At 61.8% G+C, this 17,358-nt stretch carries 15 protein-coding genes; 5 read left to right on the top strand and 10 right to left on the bottom strand.

Going from position 1 to position 17,358, the window contains the following annotated elements; translation table 11 throughout:
* Positions 1–24 precede the first annotated feature (24 nt).
* Positions 25–1,143 (top strand): ATP-grasp domain-containing protein, encoded by a 1,119-nt coding sequence (locus V3330_RS02750; RefSeq protein WP_354693852.1) that lies wholly within the window; start codon positions 25–27, stop codon positions 1,141–1,143.
* Here V3330_RS02750 and V3330_RS02745 read toward each other — a convergent pair.
* The 9 genes from V3330_RS02745 to V3330_RS02705 form a co-directional block, all read right to left on the bottom strand.
* Positions 1,106–2,575, bottom strand: coding sequence for an aKG-HExxH-type peptide beta-hydroxylase (locus V3330_RS02745; RefSeq protein WP_354693851.1), 1,470 nt, complete (start codon positions 2,573–2,575; stop codon positions 1,106–1,108). The two genes, V3330_RS02750 and V3330_RS02745, sit on opposite strands and share 38 nt — an antisense overlap.
* Positions 2,576–2,629: 54 nt before the next feature.
* On the bottom strand, positions 2,630–2,800 hold the full coding sequence (locus tag V3330_RS02740) for a hypothetical protein (protein ID WP_354693850.1): 171 nt from the start codon (positions 2,798–2,800) through the stop codon (positions 2,630–2,632).
* A 188-nt stretch (positions 2,801–2,988) separates the two neighbouring features.
* Complete coding sequence (locus tag V3330_RS02735) at positions 2,989–3,516, bottom strand: hypothetical protein (RefSeq protein ID WP_354693849.1); 528 nt, start codon at positions 3,514–3,516, stop codon at positions 2,989–2,991.
* Positions 3,517–3,681: 165 nt separating this feature from the next.
* Positions 3,682–4,614: a cadherin-like domain-containing protein gene (locus V3330_RS02730; RefSeq protein WP_354693848.1), complete on the bottom strand. Its 933-nt coding sequence runs from the start codon at positions 4,612–4,614 to the stop codon at positions 3,682–3,684.
* A 6-nt stretch (positions 4,615–4,620) separates the two neighbouring features.
* The gene (locus V3330_RS02725; protein WP_354693847.1) at positions 4,621–5,523 is read right to left on the bottom strand and encodes a hypothetical protein; all 903 of its coding nucleotides are present in this window, start codon (positions 5,521–5,523) and stop codon (positions 4,621–4,623) included.
* A gap of 107 nt (positions 5,524–5,630) precedes the next feature.
* Entirely contained in the window at positions 5,631–6,074 is a 444-nt protein-coding gene (locus tag V3330_RS02720) for a hypothetical protein (RefSeq protein WP_354693846.1), read from the bottom strand.
* 438 nt (positions 6,075–6,512) lie between these two features.
* Positions 6,513–6,836 carry a DUF2541 family protein gene (locus tag V3330_RS02715; protein WP_354693845.1) on the bottom strand — a complete coding sequence of 108 codons (324 nt, stop codon included), beginning with the start codon at positions 6,834–6,836 and terminating at the stop codon, positions 6,513–6,515.
* A gap of 87 nt (positions 6,837–6,923) precedes the next feature.
* Positions 6,924–8,756, bottom strand: a complete 1,833-nt coding sequence (locus tag V3330_RS02710) for a lytic transglycosylase domain-containing protein (protein ID WP_354693844.1) — start codon at positions 8,754–8,756, stop codon at positions 6,924–6,926.
* Between the two features lie 219 nt (positions 8,757–8,975).
* Positions 8,976–9,452 (bottom strand): helix-turn-helix transcriptional regulator, encoded by a 477-nt coding sequence (locus tag V3330_RS02705; RefSeq protein WP_354693843.1) that lies wholly within the window; start codon positions 9,450–9,452, stop codon positions 8,976–8,978.
* 243 nt (positions 9,453–9,695) lie between these two features.
* Between V3330_RS02705 and V3330_RS02700 the strand changes: the two genes are divergently transcribed.
* Genes V3330_RS02700 through V3330_RS02685 form a run of 4 tightly spaced genes read left to right on the top strand, consistent with a single transcriptional unit; the run spans position 9,696 to position 15,386 of the window.
* Positions 9,696–10,913, top strand: a complete 1,218-nt coding sequence (locus V3330_RS02700; RefSeq protein ID WP_354693842.1) for a TolC family protein — start codon at positions 9,696–9,698, stop codon at positions 10,911–10,913.
* Positions 10,910–12,001, top strand: coding sequence for an efflux RND transporter periplasmic adaptor subunit (locus tag V3330_RS02695; RefSeq protein WP_354693841.1), 1,092 nt, complete (start codon positions 10,910–10,912; stop codon positions 11,999–12,001). Before V3330_RS02700 ends, V3330_RS02695 begins: the two co-directional genes overlap by 4 nt.
* Positions 12,001–15,072 carry an efflux RND transporter permease subunit gene (locus tag V3330_RS02690; RefSeq protein WP_354693840.1) on the top strand — a complete coding sequence of 1,024 codons (3,072 nt, stop codon included), beginning with the start codon at positions 12,001–12,003 and terminating at the stop codon, positions 15,070–15,072. Before V3330_RS02695 ends, V3330_RS02690 begins: the two co-directional genes overlap by 1 nt.
* A 2-nt stretch (positions 15,073–15,074) precedes the next feature.
* Complete coding sequence (locus V3330_RS02685; protein ID WP_354693839.1) at positions 15,075–15,386, top strand: DUF3240 family protein; 312 nt, start codon at positions 15,075–15,077, stop codon at positions 15,384–15,386.
* A 115-nt stretch (positions 15,387–15,501) separates the two neighbouring features.
* On the opposite strand, the gene V3330_RS02680 is transcribed toward V3330_RS02685, so the two are convergent.
* A complete protein-coding gene (locus tag V3330_RS02680) occupies positions 15,502–17,259 on the bottom strand; it encodes a virginiamycin B lyase family protein (protein ID WP_354693838.1) in 1,758 nt (585 codons plus the stop codon).
* Between the last annotated feature and the right edge of the window lie 99 nt (positions 17,260–17,358).

The raw sequence follows: 17,358 nt of genomic DNA, 5'->3' as shown, positions 1-17,358 counted from the left end.
TGCGGGGATGGTTCTCGTTTTCCCATGATCATCTATGTCTGCACCAGCGCAGAGCGACACGTCGTTGCCGCGTATTTCGGTTATTGGGGCGCGTCGCTTCGAAAGTCGGTTCGGCTGGTGTCTTACAAGCAGTTGTTCAGCTTCTCGCGCCTGCCTCGTGCGACCTATATTTTCGCGGACCTGGAGCGGCTTCCGGCCTGGCAACGTGAACGGGCCGCGCTGTACTGGCATCACCTGAAGAAGACCTGGCCGGAAGCCCGGCTACTGAACCATCCCCTGCGAACGCAGCGGCGGTATTCGCTTCTCAGAACGTTGAACAAGAGCGGCATGAATGGCTTCGATGTCTTTCGTCTGGAAGAGGATCGGACTCCGTCACGTTTCCCCGTTTTCATCCGGCGCGAGAACAGTCACTCGGGGCCCGAGAGCGAACTGTTGCACACGCCCGATGAACTCGACGCGGCGCTGCGGCAAATGACTGAGCGAATGGCTGCGGATGATCTTCTCATCACCGAATTCCTCAACCGGCCGGACCCACAGGGGCGTTTCTGGAAATACTCGGCTTTCGTTTTTGAGGACCGCATCGTGCCCGCACACCTGTTCGTCGAGGACGCCTGGTGTGTCAAGGCGCCGATGTTCGTCGATGACGAAATCATTGCCGCCGAGCGTGATTACATCGAGGGCAATCCGCATGAATCTCATTTGCGCGAAGTCGCCCGCCTTGGACAGATCGAGTACGGGCGCATCGACTATGGGATCGTCGACGGTCAGCCGCAGGTTTATGAGATCAATACGCACCCCCAGATCGTTGGTGCGTTTGATAACCACGCGGCCGCCAGAAGCGAAGCCCGGGAGCGGTCTGCGCGGCTTATCGAATCCGCCTTTCGGGCTATCGACGACGCCAGTGCTGGTAAGGAATCGGTCGCGCCGCCCGTGGTGGCAGGCCCAGCCTGGTGGCGTGAGCGAAGTCTGGCGTATGGCGTGTGTGTCGCGCTGTCGAAATCGATTGGGCGTCCATCATTGGCGCCCTGGTTCTATCATCAGCTTTTGCGGCTGGCGAGCTTTGCAATGTCAAAGGGGCTGCTGCCCGATGCACCATCCCCCGATGTTAAATCGCAAACGGAAGATCGCGACAGTCGCCATTGACATCGTGATGCTGAATGTTGGCTCTCAGGTTCTCACGCACCGTGACAGTGCGCTCGTAGCCTGACCATTTGAGCGGAGTCACGGTGCCGTCCAGATTGTTCTGCATGGCTGGTGCGTCGTGGGCGATGCCGGCTTGCTCGGCCCTCTCGATGATTTCAGCGACGCTGGATTCCATCGCCGCAATAATCGTCTCGCCGTACTCGGTGAAGCGCCCGTGATTCCGCAGCAGATGCATGCCGATTCTGAGGTTGAGGATCTGCCGGATGCTGTCGTCCAGGGCATAGGCCCGGATGGGGTCCGCGTCGTCCGTGCCTTCGTAAACGGCCAGCCAGAATCGCGTTACCGGAATGAAGACGTAGGTCGAATGCAACAACCCTTTGATCGGGCGGGCAGCTACCCGCCAGGGTGAAAACAACGTCCGGGCACTGCGCCCCTGTTCATCCTCTTGGTCGATGAAAATCTGACCGGCTTCCTCGAGAGCGAATAGCCGATTGTGAAAATATTCGTGGATGATGCACTCGATATTTGGAAACGGATTCACATAGCACGGCACGATAAAGGTGCCCGGCATGTCGGACAGACTGGTCTGACTGCGGTCGGACTGGGCCGGGTCATTGAGACCGATGCAGGACACCGTGGCCGCGATCTGCTTGTAGTCGTCAGGTGCGAACCGCCGCATGACTTCAAACGATTCCTGCATACGCGGCAAGAGCCGATGGTGGCCTTCATAACCCACGGCCAGGGTATTGGCACGGTCGGCCGACTCGATCCGGGAAGGCTGGAACACATAGGGGCTGAGGAGAATTTCGCCCCCATCCAGGGAGAGCAGGGCTTGCCTGAGCAGGGAGACCGGCTCCCGCCCCGGCTCCTCTGGCCGGTCGGATTGCGGCGATAGCCTGAATTTCTCGCCGCCGACCGATACATGCACCTGTCCGCCGGCGACGCCGTGAAGGCTGACCGGCCCATCGCCGTCCAGTAGCAAATTCGTGCATGGCAGATTGACCGGCATTTCGCAGGAACAGGGCGCGTCGAAAGCGATGGCTTGCCCGTCCGTGAAAAAAGCTCCTGCGGCGAGCACTTTGAATGCTTCCAGGTGCTTGCTGATCGGTCCCTTTGTATCTTCGCGCTCACCGTTGCCAGAACGAAAATGTATCTGGATCAACTCGTAGGCATGGTGAACCCAGCAATAGGCCTCGGGCGAACTGACCAAGCGGGTGAATGCTTGTGGGCTCAGAGCGTGGAGGTTGTCATATAGCGACAGGAACTCGCTTTCGCCCCCCTGCAGGGGACGTTGCTCATCGAACAGGCGGGCGATGGCCGCGAGCGCGGTCGCCACCTTCCGGTTGCGCGTGTCGTAGATGTCCAGAGACGACCAGACCGTGTCGCTGCGTCGGCGTCTTTCGGCCGCATCGCCCATGGCAGTGAAACTCAAACTACGTTTGAACCGTACTCTGCGCCTCCGTTTGGCAGGCGCTGAAAACGGATTCTATCGAGCGTTCTCCTGCGTCGCAGGGTCTCTGCGAACGGAAAGTCCGTGCTTGCCATTGGCCGAAAACAGCGACACCCACTCAACCTGCTCCGTTTCAGCCGTAATGGCACGTACCATCTGTTCGGTTTCTTCGTGTTTTTCGATTTCCTGCAAACTCAACAGTTCCATGCTGATATCACTCCTCAGTTCATCGCTTGTCTCGCGCCTGATACTAGCATGGGTCAATCGACCCGTCGACGCTGTCAATCGTGGGGTTGAAGAATGGGGTCAGAGTAAAGGGACAGAGTAAGCGCCCTTTTACTCTGTCCCTTTACTCTGACCCCATTTCTGGCCTGACCGCATTGCTGGGGCTCTTTTTATTCGAAACCATTCTTGAAGATGGCGGCGCCTGACTGAAGCGTGTCGCTGTCGGTGCTGGACAGGTCGTCTGGCGTCGGGTCGGTTACGCCGTTGGGCAGGGTGAGGGTGGCGGTATTGACCAGAGTGCCGGTGGCGGCATCGTCGATTTCTGCCTGAATGGTGATCAGGACCATGCCGCCGCTGGCCAGACCCAGGGTTTCGTCTACATCGCCACTTTGCGCGCCACTGGTGGTGCAGGAGGCCTGGGCGTTGGCCTGGCACATCCAGCTCGCCTGGGTGACTTCGGCGGGCAGCAGATCCTGCACTTCCACCGACGAAACCGGGTCCGGTCCGGCGTTCTCGATGGTCAGGGTCCAAATGGTGTCATTCTGCGGGTCGACCTCATCAACGCCATTGCTCTTGATGATCGACAGGTCCGACGTGGTCCCGGTGCTGTTGGCGCGAATCTCCAGGTTCACCGCTGGTGAGCTGTCATCCCCGCCATTGTCCGTCCCGCCGTCATCGGTCAGCACGACGGTGAACAAGGCGCTGCCGGTGACGCCGTTGTTAACCGTGAACGTGAGGTCACCGGAACCGGGATTGACAGCCGGCTCCTGGCTGAAGAATCCGTTGATGGGCTGGGTGGGGGTGAATACGAAGGTGAGCTGCTGGCCGGATTCGTCCGGAGCGCCGGGATCGATGCTCGACGCCTAGCCACTGACCGTCTGTGGTCCGGCTGACTCATCCACCTCGACCAGTGCCGAGGCAGCCGTGAAACCGGGCGCGTCGTTGACCGGCAGAACGGTCAGGCTCACGGTGGCCGAATCGCTGTCGCTGCCGTCACTGGCCGTGTATTCGAAGGTCGCCAAGCCAGATTGGTCGGCCGGACTTTGATAGGTGAAACCGCCATCAGCCGCGAGTTCGACGCTGCCGCCCAGGCCGTCGGCCGTGAAACTGCCGCCATTGCTGACGAACAGGCTGGAGTCCGAGTCCGTGTCGTTGGCCAGCACCCCGTCATCTGCAGAGTCTCCCGAGGTGGTCTGGCCATCGAGGTCGGTGGCCTCGAACAGCACATCCTCGAGCACCGTGTAGCTGTCATCGTTGGCGACCGGTGGGTCATTGGTTGTGGTAGCGCCCCGCTCGAAGGCGCCAATGTCGCAACCGTCGTCCAGATTGGTCACCACCGGCTGATCCACCGCTCTCAGTCCGGTAACCTCGTTGCCGTAGCCGTGCTGATCGGCGGTCTGGCTTGTGCAGCGGCCCTGGTCGATGGCCGGGCTTGAAAAGCCCAGGCTGTGCGTGGGGGTGGGGCCGCCGTCCATGCCCAGAACATTGAGTTCCGGATCGATGCTGTTCAAGGGACCCGCGCCAACCGTATCGTTGCTGGCGTTCGGAGTTCCCGCGGGAAACGAGGCGGCCGCGCCGCGATTATCGCCGACCAGGTTGTAGCCGGTGGTGGTGAACACGCCCCGCAGGTCGTGCGAATCGATGGATCCCGAACCGGTACGGTTAGCCGCAATCAGGTTATTGGCCAGGGTGACGCTGCCGCCATTCAGTACGTATACGCCTCCACCGGAATCGGCACTGCCATTGTCGTTGCTGTCGGCATGGTTGTCGGTGATGGTGGAATGACGAATGGTCACCACCGATTAATCGTCGGTTACGGTGGCCATTCCGATCGCCAATCCGCCGCCCAGTCCAACGGCGGAGTTGCCCGAAAAAGTCGATCGGCGCACGAGCAGCTCCGATGTGGCGGAAGACGCAGCCGACACCATCCAGATCGCACCGCCCTGGGAATCGCCGTCGGCGCTGGGGGCCACGCCATTGATGAGCGTCACGTTGCTTTCAAACGTCGAGTCTTCGATGAGCACATCGACGGACCCACCGATATACTTCCCGCCACCGCCGCCCGAGTTTCCGCTGACCTCGTTGATCGAGGAGCCTAGCGCCGTGTTGCCGACGAAATGACAGCGGCGAAAGGTCCTGAGCGCGCTGAGCGTGGAAGACACATTCACGAGCGCCACACCGCCTCCGGCGAATCCCGCCGCGGAGTTCTCGAAGCGCACGTCCTCGAAGGTCACGGGCGACACGGTCGCGTCGACGAACACGGCGCCGCCACTCGGATCAAAACCGAGCAGATTGTCGCCGGCGAATCCGGCGGTGAAGGTCAGGCCGCGGACGGTAAATTCGCTCAAAACAACATTGTTGATTCGAAGAATGCGGGAAATCCCGTTGCCCGAAATGGACAGCAGATCCTTGCCCGGGCCCTCGATGACGACACTTCGACTGACGGTGAGCATGAAGGGTTGGTCGATGAATGCGGGAAGCGGCAGGTCGAATTCGATCGTATCCTCCGTGCCGCCGGCCGTGCATTCGCTCGCCAGGACACCGGATGCCGTGTCGTTGTTGACCGCATCGATGGCCTCGGCAAAGGTGCAAACCCCGTCGTCCGATTGCGCGAACCCGGTGTCATTGACGGTGATCGTGGCCGCGTGAAGGTTGCCAGCAAGCAGCAGGCCGCCGGCCAGCCGGCGAATCGAAGTCAAAACCAAGGCTCAGCCCCCCAGGGAACAGTCGAAGCGGTAAAGCCTACCAGAAAGTAATGGGGTCAGAGTCAAAGGCCAGGGCGGGGCAAAACCTTTGACCCCATTTGGCCTCTTCAGCTTGCCTTTTCGCTCGCGGTGGATTCGAGGCACTCGCCCTTGATGAAGAAGTCCGAGGGTCCGGTCATTCGCTCGATTTCAACCCAGCCATTCGGGCAATAGCCACTTTTCTGGAGTTCTGTGTCCAGGCCTTCTTCCAGCTTGCGACTGATCATTGCACGGCGATCGTGACGGCTTTCTGCTCCGGAACCGCCGTGGGAGCGCTGACGTGAAGATGGACCACCAGCCGGACCGCCACCCGAGGCCCCCGGCCCGCCCCGTCCGCGATGCTTCGAGCTGTTCTCGGCATCCGTCATCAGCGAGTACTGGAAAACCCTGGCACCGTCTTCTGTGACATGGGTCGCAAAATAGCTTTCGGGCTCGGCGCGCTCCTTCGTGCTGGAGCAGGCCGAAAGCAGCACGATGGTGGCGACACCGATTATTTTTCGGAGGTGGCTCATGGGTGGTGGCTCCCGGTTCTCTACTTTCGTGTTCGCTGCGACCGAGCTTCGGCCACGGCGGAGATTCGGGACACTGTGGCGGTAGAAATTGAAGAAATAATGAAGTCTTGCTGAAAAGGAATCGTGAGCGGTACTTGACGATCTGTCCGGGCTATTGATAGGGGCGGATCCGCATCAACGTGAACGGGCAGGGCGCCCCCGCCGGCACGATTGTCATATCGAAGATTGGGCGGGTGATGTTTGTGATGTGTCCCGGGACACCACCCTCATCAGCGGATTGGAATGAGCGTGCGGGTCGGCCGGGGGTTTCGGGCCCCTGATTAGAGGCCCGGTCGTTGGTTGCCGTGGAGATTTCGGGTCAGCGGACGCCATACAGCGTCACTTCCGCGCCTTTCCAGCCCCGTGTGCGGGCTTCGTACACGAACACGACCCGGTCAATCAGGCGGGATTCGCCCGCGAGGTCGATTCGATGATTCGGGACGTCTTGCCGCGACGCAATCCGCGATTGCGTTCGAACACCTGTTCTCCGCCATTCTCGAAGTGCACGACGACACGCTTGAACTCGATCGGTGCGCCCGACGCCCGAATCCGCAGGCCGGTGAACACACCCTTGCGGGCGCCGACCTCGATGACGTCGCGCTCGGTCAGGTCGTTCACGTGCCGTTTACCGAGCAGCACGGTGTTGCCATCATCGGATTGCACGGGGCCGGCTGCGCAGGCTGTCAGGAACGCGGCGGCGATCAGGGTGGTGAAGATGTTCATTCTGCTTTCTCCTTCATTTGGCTCGCAGGTACATCATGAAGTCGAGTCGCTGAACCGGAGCTTAACAGACGGTTGTGCTTTCAGGTGCTATGAGCCGGTCAGGCAGCGCCTGACCGCCAGCGGGCCCTCTTTCTGGATGGCGCGGTACTTTTCCCAGAACGCATGGTCGATTTTCTTCAGCGACGCGGATGTGTCGGGATTGCGGTAACGTGCCAGGTGGCGGGGGCCGCCGTTGTACACGGCGTAGGTTGCGCGGGCCAGGTCTTCCGGGTCGTCGTTGATCTCGTGTTCGCCTTTCCGGATGGCATAGTCCACCAGGTAATGAACCAGTATCTCGTTTCCCGCCCGGGCATTGTAGGCAACGTCGCCGAGCAGTTTGTCTATGTCGTAAACACCCCGCCAAACGTGCATGTTGATCTGCATCAAGCCGACCGAACCGGCCGAAGAGCGAATGGTTTCGATGGCGCCTTCGCGTTCCACGTACTGCCGCCAGCACGATTCCTGCCAGGCGGTGGCGCGGAGCAGTGCGTCGTAGAGATCGAGGTAGCGGGCCGGCACCTTGCCCTGGTCACGCTCGGCTGCGGAGATCGCATCGAGCAATTGCTCCATGGTCAACAGGTAACGGTCCACATCCTTGCGTCGGGGCACCCAGTTGTTCAGCTGCTTTACCAGTTCCGGGCGAATTTGCGCGGCGTGCGCGCTGCGAATCAGCCAGGCGATGGTGGCGGCCAGCGCTCCGTTTTCCGCATCCACTTCGAATTGGGGATCCAGGCCAAGCAATTCGCGCACTTCGGGGTCGATGGCGGTGTCGTAACGCATCTGGTAATCGGTGACACCGGGCACCAGGGTGCGCGCCATCTGGCGCAGGGCTTCGCGGTCAAGTCGAAAGCCCATGTGCGGCGCCAGCCGGTCCAAAGCGGTCAGCGCGTCGCCGGCGCTGATGAAGGTCGCGAAGGGCAGGGCCTGACTGCCGGGCAGGTCGAGCTGAATGTCCCGTACCAGTGGCGCCAGGCGCTCCCAGGTTTGCAGAAACAACGCGCGCACCGGATCCCGATCCCGATCGTCCCGGGCCAGTGCGTCGCGCAGGTCGTAACGCGCCTCGAGCAGGGTCTCCGCGAGTGCCTGCGTCAATTCGGGATCGGCGGTGACGGCCAGGGTCTTGATCAGCCAGGTGGCGAAACCGTCCCAGGCCTGCCACTGGCGGTCCCATTCGGCCAGTTCTTCTTGCGTGAGGGGCGCTTCGTCGATTGTCGCCGCTGAGGGCACTGATTCCGGCACTTCGAGGGCCAGCATCACGACCAGGGCATCAGGGGATGGCACCACCCTGGTCAGCGCGAGCGCCGCCGGTCGGATTGCCGGCCCCGCTGGCTCCACCATGGCCAACAATTCGCCGATGCCGCTCATCGCCGGGCGCAGGTCGATGCTCACGGCGGAAAACCTGGGGTGGACGTAGTCCCTGACCCAACGCCGCATGAATCGGGGCAGCACGTCTTTGCCGTCCGCGGGGTCGACGAGGGCCGACTCGACGACATGGAAGGCTATACGTGACGAATCGGGATCGACTTGCGCCGTTTGCAGCGTCTCGACCTGGCCTTCCCAGGATTTCGCCAATCGACACTTGCCGCCCAGGGGCGTGCCGGTGCGGGCATGCATCGCCGTCAACACGCGGATTTCACCATCTTCGCCCGGCCCGACCCGGGGGTCCGAGAGAACCAGAAAATTGCAGCGCAGATCGTCCGCGAAAACCTCGAGTGTGGTGCCGGTTTCGGTGAATACCTGTTCCGCCAGGGCCTGTTCCAGGATGCGGTAATTTAGCGCCACGGGAATGTCGACTTCAACCGCCACGGCCGGGGGCGCAATGGTGCCGCCGATGAGGAGGATGAGTGTGGTGAACAGTGAGTTTTTGGCCGGCAATGTCACGAAACAGGCTGTGCATGAAGAGGCAAGTCGCCTCGGACGGAGTTAAGACCCGCGCTGACGGGCTGGGGTTCCAGTGTAGATCAAACCATGCGGTGGCATTGGATGGTCTGGTGAGCCTGCCTTGTTCGCAAGCCCTGGCTCACCGCACCAGGGCTTGTTAACACTACGTGGATTTACTCTGTCCCTTTACTCTGACCCCAAAATTGCTGGGGGGTTGGGTCAGAGGAAGTCTTCGATGAACCAGGCGGAGAACGCGTGGCGGCCGTTTACGCCTGCCTTGCGGTAAATGGAGGAGGCTTGCTGGCGAACGGTTTTCTCCAGTGTTTGCCGCACCGCGGCGATTTCCTTGAAGCTGAGGCCCTTGATGAGCAGCATCGCGACTTCTTTTTCGGTCTGTGTCAGACCCCATTCCTCGAACTGTTGCTGAATCAGCCGGGCGAAGCCATGCCGGGCCTCCACCATCACGGGTGAACGTTTCGCGGCTTTGGCCTGCTCCTCCAGCGTGGCGAGTTCGTGCCGTAACTGCCGGTTGGAGCGGTTCTGTCGCCAGATGCCCGTGGCCAGGGCCACCATCATCGCGATCGAGGCCAGGATCACGATGGTCTCGACCACCAGGTGCGGCAGAGCTGCGCCCCCGGTGTAGTCGTAAAAAATATCGGCAGCCCCTGCGAGGATGAGAGCCCCCAGCAGCGCCATGAACATGAATTCCTTGATGTACAGCATTTTTTGCGGGCTTTACCTCAGTGTGCGGGGGAATGCCATGGGACATATGTACCGTCATCGGAAACCAGGACATATGTCCGATTCCCACTGATCCGTCGCGGGCATATCGTGGCTTTCTTTGCGGTTCGAGCATATCGCCAGATGGCCATCTTAACGGACACAATCAGACTGTCCACCCGCGCGCGATCGCGGCCATGCCTGCTACAGATGGTGGCCTTGATCGTTTCGTTAACGGTAACGGCGGCCACCCAGGCCGCTACCAGGCACGAAGAGGATGCACTCGCCACCGACGCGAGTTTAACGCTCTCTGCCGTCCTGTCGGCGGCTGAGCAGCGTCATCCCGTTCAACGGCTTCTCGCGGCCCAGGCGGCCACTGGAAATGCGGAAGCCCGTTACGGCAGCCGCTGGATGCCGGAATCTGTCCAGCTCAAAGCATTCCACATGAGCGATCGCACTTTCGACGATATCGGCGCGAACGAGAGCGAACTGGCCGTTTCCTTTCCGGTCTGGATGCCGGGTGAGAAGCGGGCCCAGAAGGCCGTGGGTGACGCCGCGGCCGTAACCCGGGTTTCGCGCGAGGCCGGTTTTCGCTGGCAACTCAGCGGCGAGATTCGGCGACAGCTCTGGGATATTCGTTTGGCGCGGCGGCAGTGGCAGTTCGCGCAGGAACAGGAGCAACGACTGCAGGAGGTGTTTGAGCAGGTGGCGCGGTTCACCGAGGCCGGAGAACTGGCGCGCGCAGACCTGCTGTCCACGATGCAACAACTGGCGGTCTGGAAAGCCGAAACCATCGCGCTGGAGGCTGAATACCAGGATGCGGCGCGATCATACCGCTCACTGACCAGCCTGTCGGTCGTTCCGGAACACATCGAGGAAGTGCTCAGCGACAAGGACGATGCAGGGCCGAGCCACCCGGCGCTGAGCCTGGCGAGCGACCGAATGGCCGAGGCATCCGCCGTGGCCGAAGCCGTGTCGCAGACCAACGGTTACCGCCCGACGCTGGATGTGTTCTGGCGTGGTTTCCGGGGCGATCGCATGAGCACTTCCGTGGATGCGGTCGGAATCGGCTTTTCCGTGCCGCTGGGCAAGTCCCCGCGCAAAGGGCCGGAGATCGCCCGTGCGTGGGAAGCATATGCCCAGGCCGAATCGGAGTATCTGCAAGCACGGCGCGATGTCGAGTTGCAGCTCCATGAGGCCAGGCATCAGCTGGAAACCCTGCAACGCCAGTTGCATAACTCCGAGGCGATGATCAAGACGGCCGTTGAAAAATACGACCTGGATCGAATGGCGTTTGACCTCGGCGAGCTTTCGACCAACCAGTGGCTGCGACGGCTGGCCGAATTCCAGGAAATTGAGCGTTCGCACCAGCTTTTGCAGGTGCGGTACGGCGCCGCCATTGCTGCTTACAACCAGGCTGTTGGAGAGTCATTATGAAGTGGATCAACCCCCTGGCGCTGACTGCGTTGCTGCTGCCGGCTGGAGTTCTCGGGGCTGCCGATCTGCAGGTGGCTGTCGACGAACAGCGGTTGCTGGACATCCAGGTGGACCCGGTTTCCGCGCTGGCCGAAGCCGGCACGGCGGAGCTCACCCTGCGTGTGCGTTTCGCTCCGGATGGGGAGTGGGTGATCAAGACGCCTCTGCCGGGCATCGTGCAACGCGTGCATGTACAGAAGGGCGATCACGTCAGTCCGGGTGACCCGCTGTTGGTGGTCCGCAGTGCCGAGGGGGTTACATTGCAGCGAGATTTCCTGAAGGCGCGGGCCGATCTGACGCTGCAGCGTTCCACGCTCGAGCGAGACCTCAAGCTGGCCGAAGCCGGTTCGATATCCGAACGGCGTTTGCAGGAAACCCGCTACAACCACGACGCCGCCGAGGCGGAATTCTCGGGTCTGCGTGGTCGTTTGATGCTGGTGGGGTTCACTGAAAAAGACCTTCAGCGTCTGGTTGCGGGAACCCAGATAGGCCCGGACATCACCATACGCGCGCCCTGTGATGCTGTGGTGCTCGACCGACCGGTGATGTTGGGCGATCAGCTGGAGGGCAGCGAAATGCTGGCGCACCTGGGTCAGCCAGGCAAGCTCATGCTGCAGGGAAGTCTGGCCAACGCGGTAGCCGCGCGCCTGGCGGAAGGCGCTGTCCTGGAGTGGCTGGAAGGAGACAGCGTGGCGGATGTGGTCTTCATGTCCGACGTGATCGACCCGCAGACGCAGACCGTTCAGATTCGAGCGCGGCCGCGCGATCCCTACGGCCTGGTCCCCGGCCAGTTGACGCGCTGGCGTGTCCTCTCGGGTGGCAGCCTGCTGGCGGTTCCTTCGAGATCCGTGGTCAAGCTCGACGGCCGCGACGTGGTGTTTCTGGCCGTGCCCGGCGGCTTCGATATTCGCGAAGTCGATGTACGCAATACCGGGACGGGTTCCTGGATCGTGCTCTCCGGGCTCGAGCCCGGTGACCGCATCGCCGCCAGGGGCACCGCGGTGCTCAAGGGCATGAGCCTGGGCATGGGCGGAGGAGACGGTCCCTGATGTCGCTCGCCGCGCTTATCCGCTTCTCGCTGACCCAGCGGCTACTCATGCTGCTGCTGGTGGCGATTCTGCTGCCTGCCGGTTGGTGGGCCTTTCGGTCGATACCCATCGACGCCTTTCCGGACATCTCGCCCACACAGGTCAAGATCATCATGAAGGCTCCGGGCATGACGCCCGAGGAAGTCGAGTCGCGCATTACGCGTCTCATTGAGGTGGAATTGCTGGGCGTGCCGCGCCAGACCATGCTTCGGTCGATTGCCAAGTATGCCCTGACCGACATCACCGTGGATTTCGAGGAGGGCACGGACATCTACTGGGCGCGCCAGCAGGTGGCCGCCCGCCTGGCGGCGGTGCGTGACTCGCTGCCGGAGGGGATCAGTGGTGGCCTCGCACCGATGAGCACACCGCTCAGTGAAATGTACATGTTCACGGTGGATAGCGAAGAGCTGTCGTTGAGTGAACGGCGCTACCTGCTGGATTGGGTGGTGCGGCCCGCGCTGCGCACGGTACCCGGCGTCGCAGACGTCAACGCCCTGGGCGGGCTGGTCAAAACCTATCGCATCACGCCGCGCGCGGACGCCATGCTCGCGCTTGGCGTGACGACAGGTGAAATCCGACATGCGCTGGAGGCGAACAATCGTAATGACGGCGCCGGGCGCATGACCCGCGGTGAAGAATCATTGATGGTGCGCTCGCAGGGTGCCATGGACCGGATTGAAACCATCGAGGACACGCCGGTCGCTGAGCGTGATGGAAAGGTCATTACGCTGGGCATGGTTGCCGGCGTCAGCCTGGGCAGCCTCGAGCGCTACGGCGCTGTGACCGAAGATGGTACCCATGAGGCGGTCGAGGGACTCGTTGTCAGCCGGAGGGGCGCCAATGCGCGCGACGTCATTGTGGGCATCGAGAGCAAGCTGGCAGAAGTCCGGTCGGGTCTTCCGGACCATGTCAGTATCAGCGTGTTCTACGACCGCGGACATCTGGTCGATCGGGCGGTGAAAACGGTTTCCAAGGCCCTTGTCGAAGCCGTGGTCCTGGTGCTGGTTCTGCTCGGGTTGTTCCTGGGTAATCTTCGTTCGGCCATGACGGTGGCGCTGATTCTGCCGCTGTCAGCCCTCGTGACCTTTATCGCGATGCGGTTGACGGGCCTGTCGGCCAATCTGATGAGCCTGGGTGGCTTGGCCATCGCCATTGGTTTGCTGGTGGACGCCGCGGTCGTGGTGGTCGAGAACGTGGTGACCAAGATGGCCACCGCCAACCGTGAGACCCTGCCCCGGCTTCATATCATTTACCGCGCCGTGAAGGACGTTGCGGCCCCGGTGACCTCCGGCATTCTGATCATCATTCTGGTGTTTCTTCCCTTGCTGTCCCTGCAGGGGCTGGAAGGCAAGCTGTTTCGGCCGGTGGCGATGACCATCGTCTACGCGCTGGCCGGTTCGCTGCTCCTGTCGCTGACGGTGATTCCGGTGTTGTGCTCGTTCCTGATCCGCTCGGCCGATCATACCGAACCGTGGTTGCCCAGGCGTCTTTCGGCCCTGTACGGACCGGCCCTGAACTTCGCGCTGGCAAGTGAGCGGCGGGTGATCATTCCGGCGGCGCTTTTGCTCGCTGCAGCCGTGATCGCTTTTCCCTTCATCGGCAAGACCTTCATGCCGACCATGGATGAAGGCGACATTATCGTCCAGCTTGAAAAGCTGCCGTCGATCAACCTCGAGACCTCAATACGCCTGGACCAGGCGGTTCAGAGTGCACTTCTCGAGGAAGTTCCGGAGATTCAGCGCATCGTCGCACGGACCGGGTCAGACGAACTGGGTATGGATCCGATGGGGCTCAATGAGACGGACATGTTTTTGCAACTGAAGCCGTTGGAAGAGTGGAGGATGGACGAGAAAGGGCAGCTCGAAGATGCCATTCGGGATGTGCTCGACCGCTTCAAGGGCATCAACTACGGATTCACGCAACCGATCGAAATGCGCGTCTCGGAGATGCTCACGGGTTCACGTGGCGATCTCGCAGTGAAGATATTCGGCCAGGATATTGGAACGCTCAACGGGCTCGCGCGCGAGGTGGCCCAAACGCTCCAGGGCGTCGAGGGCAGCACCGACGTGCTGACCGGCGTGAACGAGGGCATGCAGTACATCGTGTTGAAGCCCCGGCGGGAAATTATCGGCCGTTACGGGCTGGATCTCGGCCAGATCACGGACCATGTAAAGGCGCTGGTGGAAGGTCTCCCGGCGGGTGTCGTCATCGAGGGCAGCGCCCGGGTGCCGATCGTCCTGCGCTATGCGCAGCTCGACGACGACCCGCAGGACCGATTTGCGCGGGAGCTCGTTAATCTGCCTGACGGTAGCCACGTGCCTTTGCCCACTCTTGTGGACATCGAGCGCGTCGAGGGCCCCGTGGCGGTGAAGCGAGAGCAAGGGCGGCGTTTCGTAGTGGTCATGGCCAACGTGCAGGGCCGGGATCTGGTGGGCTTCGTCGAGGACGCGCAGGCGCGTATCGCGGATTCGGTATCCATGCCATCCGGGTACCACATGGAATGGGGCGGAGAGTTTCAGAATCAGCAACGTGCTGCACAGCGCCTGATGCTGGTGGTGCCAGCCGCGATGATCCTGATCTTCCTGTTGTTGTTTTCGACCTTCCGTTCGGTCACGCAGGCGGTTCTGGTGCTGGCCAATGTGCCGCTGGCTTTGATCGGCGGAGTGCTCGCGCTGGCCGTTTCCGGAGAGTACATGTCCGTGCCGGCGTCGGTGGGCTTTATCGCCTTGATGGGCATCGCGGTGCTGAACGGCGTTGTCATGGTGACCTACTTCAACCAGTTGCATGCCCGCGGACTGCCGGTCGACGAGGTCGTGCGGCGCGGATCCGAGCGGCGTCTGCGCCCGGTGTTGATGACCGCGTCGATCGCCGCGCTCGGCCTGGTGCCGCTGTTGTTCGTTTCCGGTCCGGGGTCGGAAATTCAGCGTCCGCTGGCCATCGTTGTAATCGGCGGGTTGATCAGCAGCACAGCCCTGACGCTCTTTATTCTGCCGGTGCTGTACCGGCGCTTCGGTGTTTCGCGAGGTGAATGACCATGGAATACCTGCTGCGGCTCAACATACCCCCGAATCTCGAAGAGGACGTGGTCGACTTTCTGCTCGGGTCCGATGGCATTAAAGGATTTCAGTCCCTGCCGGTGCGCGGTCACGGCCTGGCCGGTGCGATGAGCATCGCCGAGCAGGTCGCTGGCCGGCGCCAGCGGATCCAGTTCGAAATCATGCTGGACGCCGACAGGCTGGATGCTTTGCTGCAGCGGCTCGAGGAGGCGTTTCCGGTGCGCGATGCGATCTACTGGGTGACACCCATCGTGCGGTCCGGTCGCCTGTTGGCGACGGCAGATTCCTGACCCGGTTCTCGCCGCGGCGCATGCCGTCACTTCTGCCCGGCCATCGCGGGGTTCGCCATCCCGCTATCGGCAACCGGATCACCCGGTGGGCATCTGGTCCGCTGATGTCCTGAAACTATCGGGTGGGTTTTGCGGGGTGCGGAGATCCGGAGCCGTAGGCCTTGCCCCACTCGTCGACCTGATAGTACGCGCCCAATGTCGTCATGCGGGAAACATCGGGGTACAACACGCCCACTGTCGCCGGTCCGTGCCCGGAGGAGGCGTACGAGCGATTGCTGTACCACACCGCACCCTCGCCCGTGATCGCCATCTTGGGCATGTCGCTGCGCCGTGGGCTGGGGTAGTAGGTGAACTGTTCGGTGTCGGGATCGAAGCGCACCAGCATTCCGCCCTGTCCGCCGTCCGTCAGCCAGATTTTGTCATCGGGATCGGCCCAGGCCTCGTAAGGTTCACTGAAGCGGCCAATCCGGTATTCCTTCATCTCGCCCGTCTTGGGGTCGATTCGGCCGAGCTTGCCGGAGCTGAAAGCGCCGTACCAGATGATGCCTTTCGAATCGAGACCGAGACGGCGCGAGGTGCAGGGTGACGATGGCAGGGTGTACTCGGTGAAGGACTCGGTCTCGGGATCGAAACGAGTCACCTGGCAGCCGTAGAACTCGGCGAACCAGACCTTGTCGTCGTGATCGACCAGGATGCCGTACGGTCGTCCACCCTTGTTCGGGATATCGAAGTGTTTCAGTTCGTCCGTTTTGCGGTCCCAATAACCGATGCGGTCCGCGGCGATCTGGGTCCACCACAGGTTGCCCCTGGAGTCGAAGACCGGCGTGTGACCGCCCCAGCGTTGCGGGTTGGACGTATCACCGTAGGGCGTCATTTCTCCGGTCTTCATGTCCATCCGCGTGACTTCGACCCCGCGCCCGGCCCACCACAGCATTTGCGGGTTCTGCGGGTCGACCACGAGGCCGTGCGGTGACCACTGGGGGTTGGGCGTTGGAAACCGGGTGAATTCTCCGGTGCGCGGGTCGAGTTTCAGGATCGCCGGCGCGCCGCGGGTTCTCTCCGTGTACCAGACGTTGCCCTGCAGATCGAAATACGGTTCCTGAATCCAGCGGTTCTGGCCATCCGGAGATTTCGGCTGGGCCACGGTGTATTCGACCCACATGGCCTTGCCCAGGGCCGCCTGGTCCAGGGGCAGATCTTCATCGTTTCGCACCATGCGGGCCGGCTGGTCGGGGCCGAAGTGTTCGGCGAGGTAGGCGATCAGTTCCTTGCGTTGCGCCGCGTTGATCGCGCCGGGCGGCATCATCGGCGTGCCGTCCTCGATGCCCCAGATGCTGTCGTTCATATTCAGCATCATGTCGACGAATGCCGTCCATGCGGTGGCATCGTTTCCGGAACGCTGCGAGATCCAGTTCACGCCGTGGCAGACGATGCAGGTTCGCTCCAGGGTATCGCGCCCCGGGCCTGGCGGATAAATTTCCTCGTAACCGGCGAACGCCACCGGGGCCACCGGGCGAGAGCCGACGACACGCACGCCCTGGCCTTCGCGCTCCACCTCGAGATCAATCGTGATTTCCGCGCCCGGGCTGACCGAGACCTGCTGGGAAGTACTGACCAGGCCGGGTTGTTCGACCGTGACCTCGTAGTTGCCCGGCAGTACGTAGGGGGCGGAAAAACGGCCATCCGCGGTATAGACCATGTACGTGAGATTGCGCTTCGGCTCGCGCAGGTAAACGCTGCCGGCCACCAGTGGCTCGGTCGAGGCAACGCGGCCTGAAACTGATCCGGTTCCGTCCAATTCGTCGGCGCGGACCGAGGGGAATGCAATCGAGAGAGAAAACACCAGGAACGGGACGATGAGGAAAGGGTTCATGCGCGTACTCTCCATGCAGAGTGAGTGCGACGGCACCTGACGTCAGGTCAGGCCCCGGTTTGCATAAGTACCTTTTTCATTACACGGCCGCATTGCGGC

Source organism: Elongatibacter sediminis, from assembly GCF_037892215.1.
Taxonomy (GTDB): domain Bacteria; phylum Pseudomonadota; class Gammaproteobacteria; order Xanthomonadales; family SZUA-36; genus Elongatibacter; species Elongatibacter sediminis.
This window is presented reverse-complemented; position numbering and strand designations above follow the sequence as displayed.

Coding starts and splice junctions, on each gene's coding strand:
- V3330_RS02750 (WP_354693852.1), top strand. CDS start 25: ATGATCATCTATGTCTGCACCAGCGCAGAGCGACACGTCGTTGCCGCG.
- V3330_RS02740 (WP_354693850.1), bottom strand. CDS start 2,800: ATGGAACTGTTGAGTTTGCAGGAAATCGAAAAACACGAAGAAACCGAA.
- V3330_RS02720 (WP_354693846.1), bottom strand. CDS start 6,074: ATGAGCCACCTCCGAAAAATAATCGGTGTCGCCACCATCGTGCTGCTT.
- V3330_RS02715 (WP_354693845.1), bottom strand. CDS start 6,836: ATGAACATCTTCACCACCCTGATCGCCGCCGCGTTCCTGACAGCCTGC.
- V3330_RS02705 (WP_354693843.1), bottom strand. CDS start 9,452: ATGGCGCTGCTGGGGGCTCTCATCCTCGCAGGGGCTGCCGATATTTTT.
- V3330_RS02695 (WP_354693841.1), top strand. CDS start 10,910: ATGAAGTGGATCAACCCCCTGGCGCTGACTGCGTTGCTGCTGCCGGCT.
- V3330_RS02690 (WP_354693840.1), top strand. CDS start 12,001: ATGTCGCTCGCCGCGCTTATCCGCTTCTCGCTGACCCAGCGGCTACTC.
- V3330_RS02685 (WP_354693839.1), top strand. CDS start 15,075: ATGGAATACCTGCTGCGGCTCAACATACCCCCGAATCTCGAAGAGGAC.
- V3330_RS02680 (WP_354693838.1), bottom strand. CDS start 17,259: ATGAACCCTTTCCTCATCGTCCCGTTCCTGGTGTTTTCTCTCTCGATT.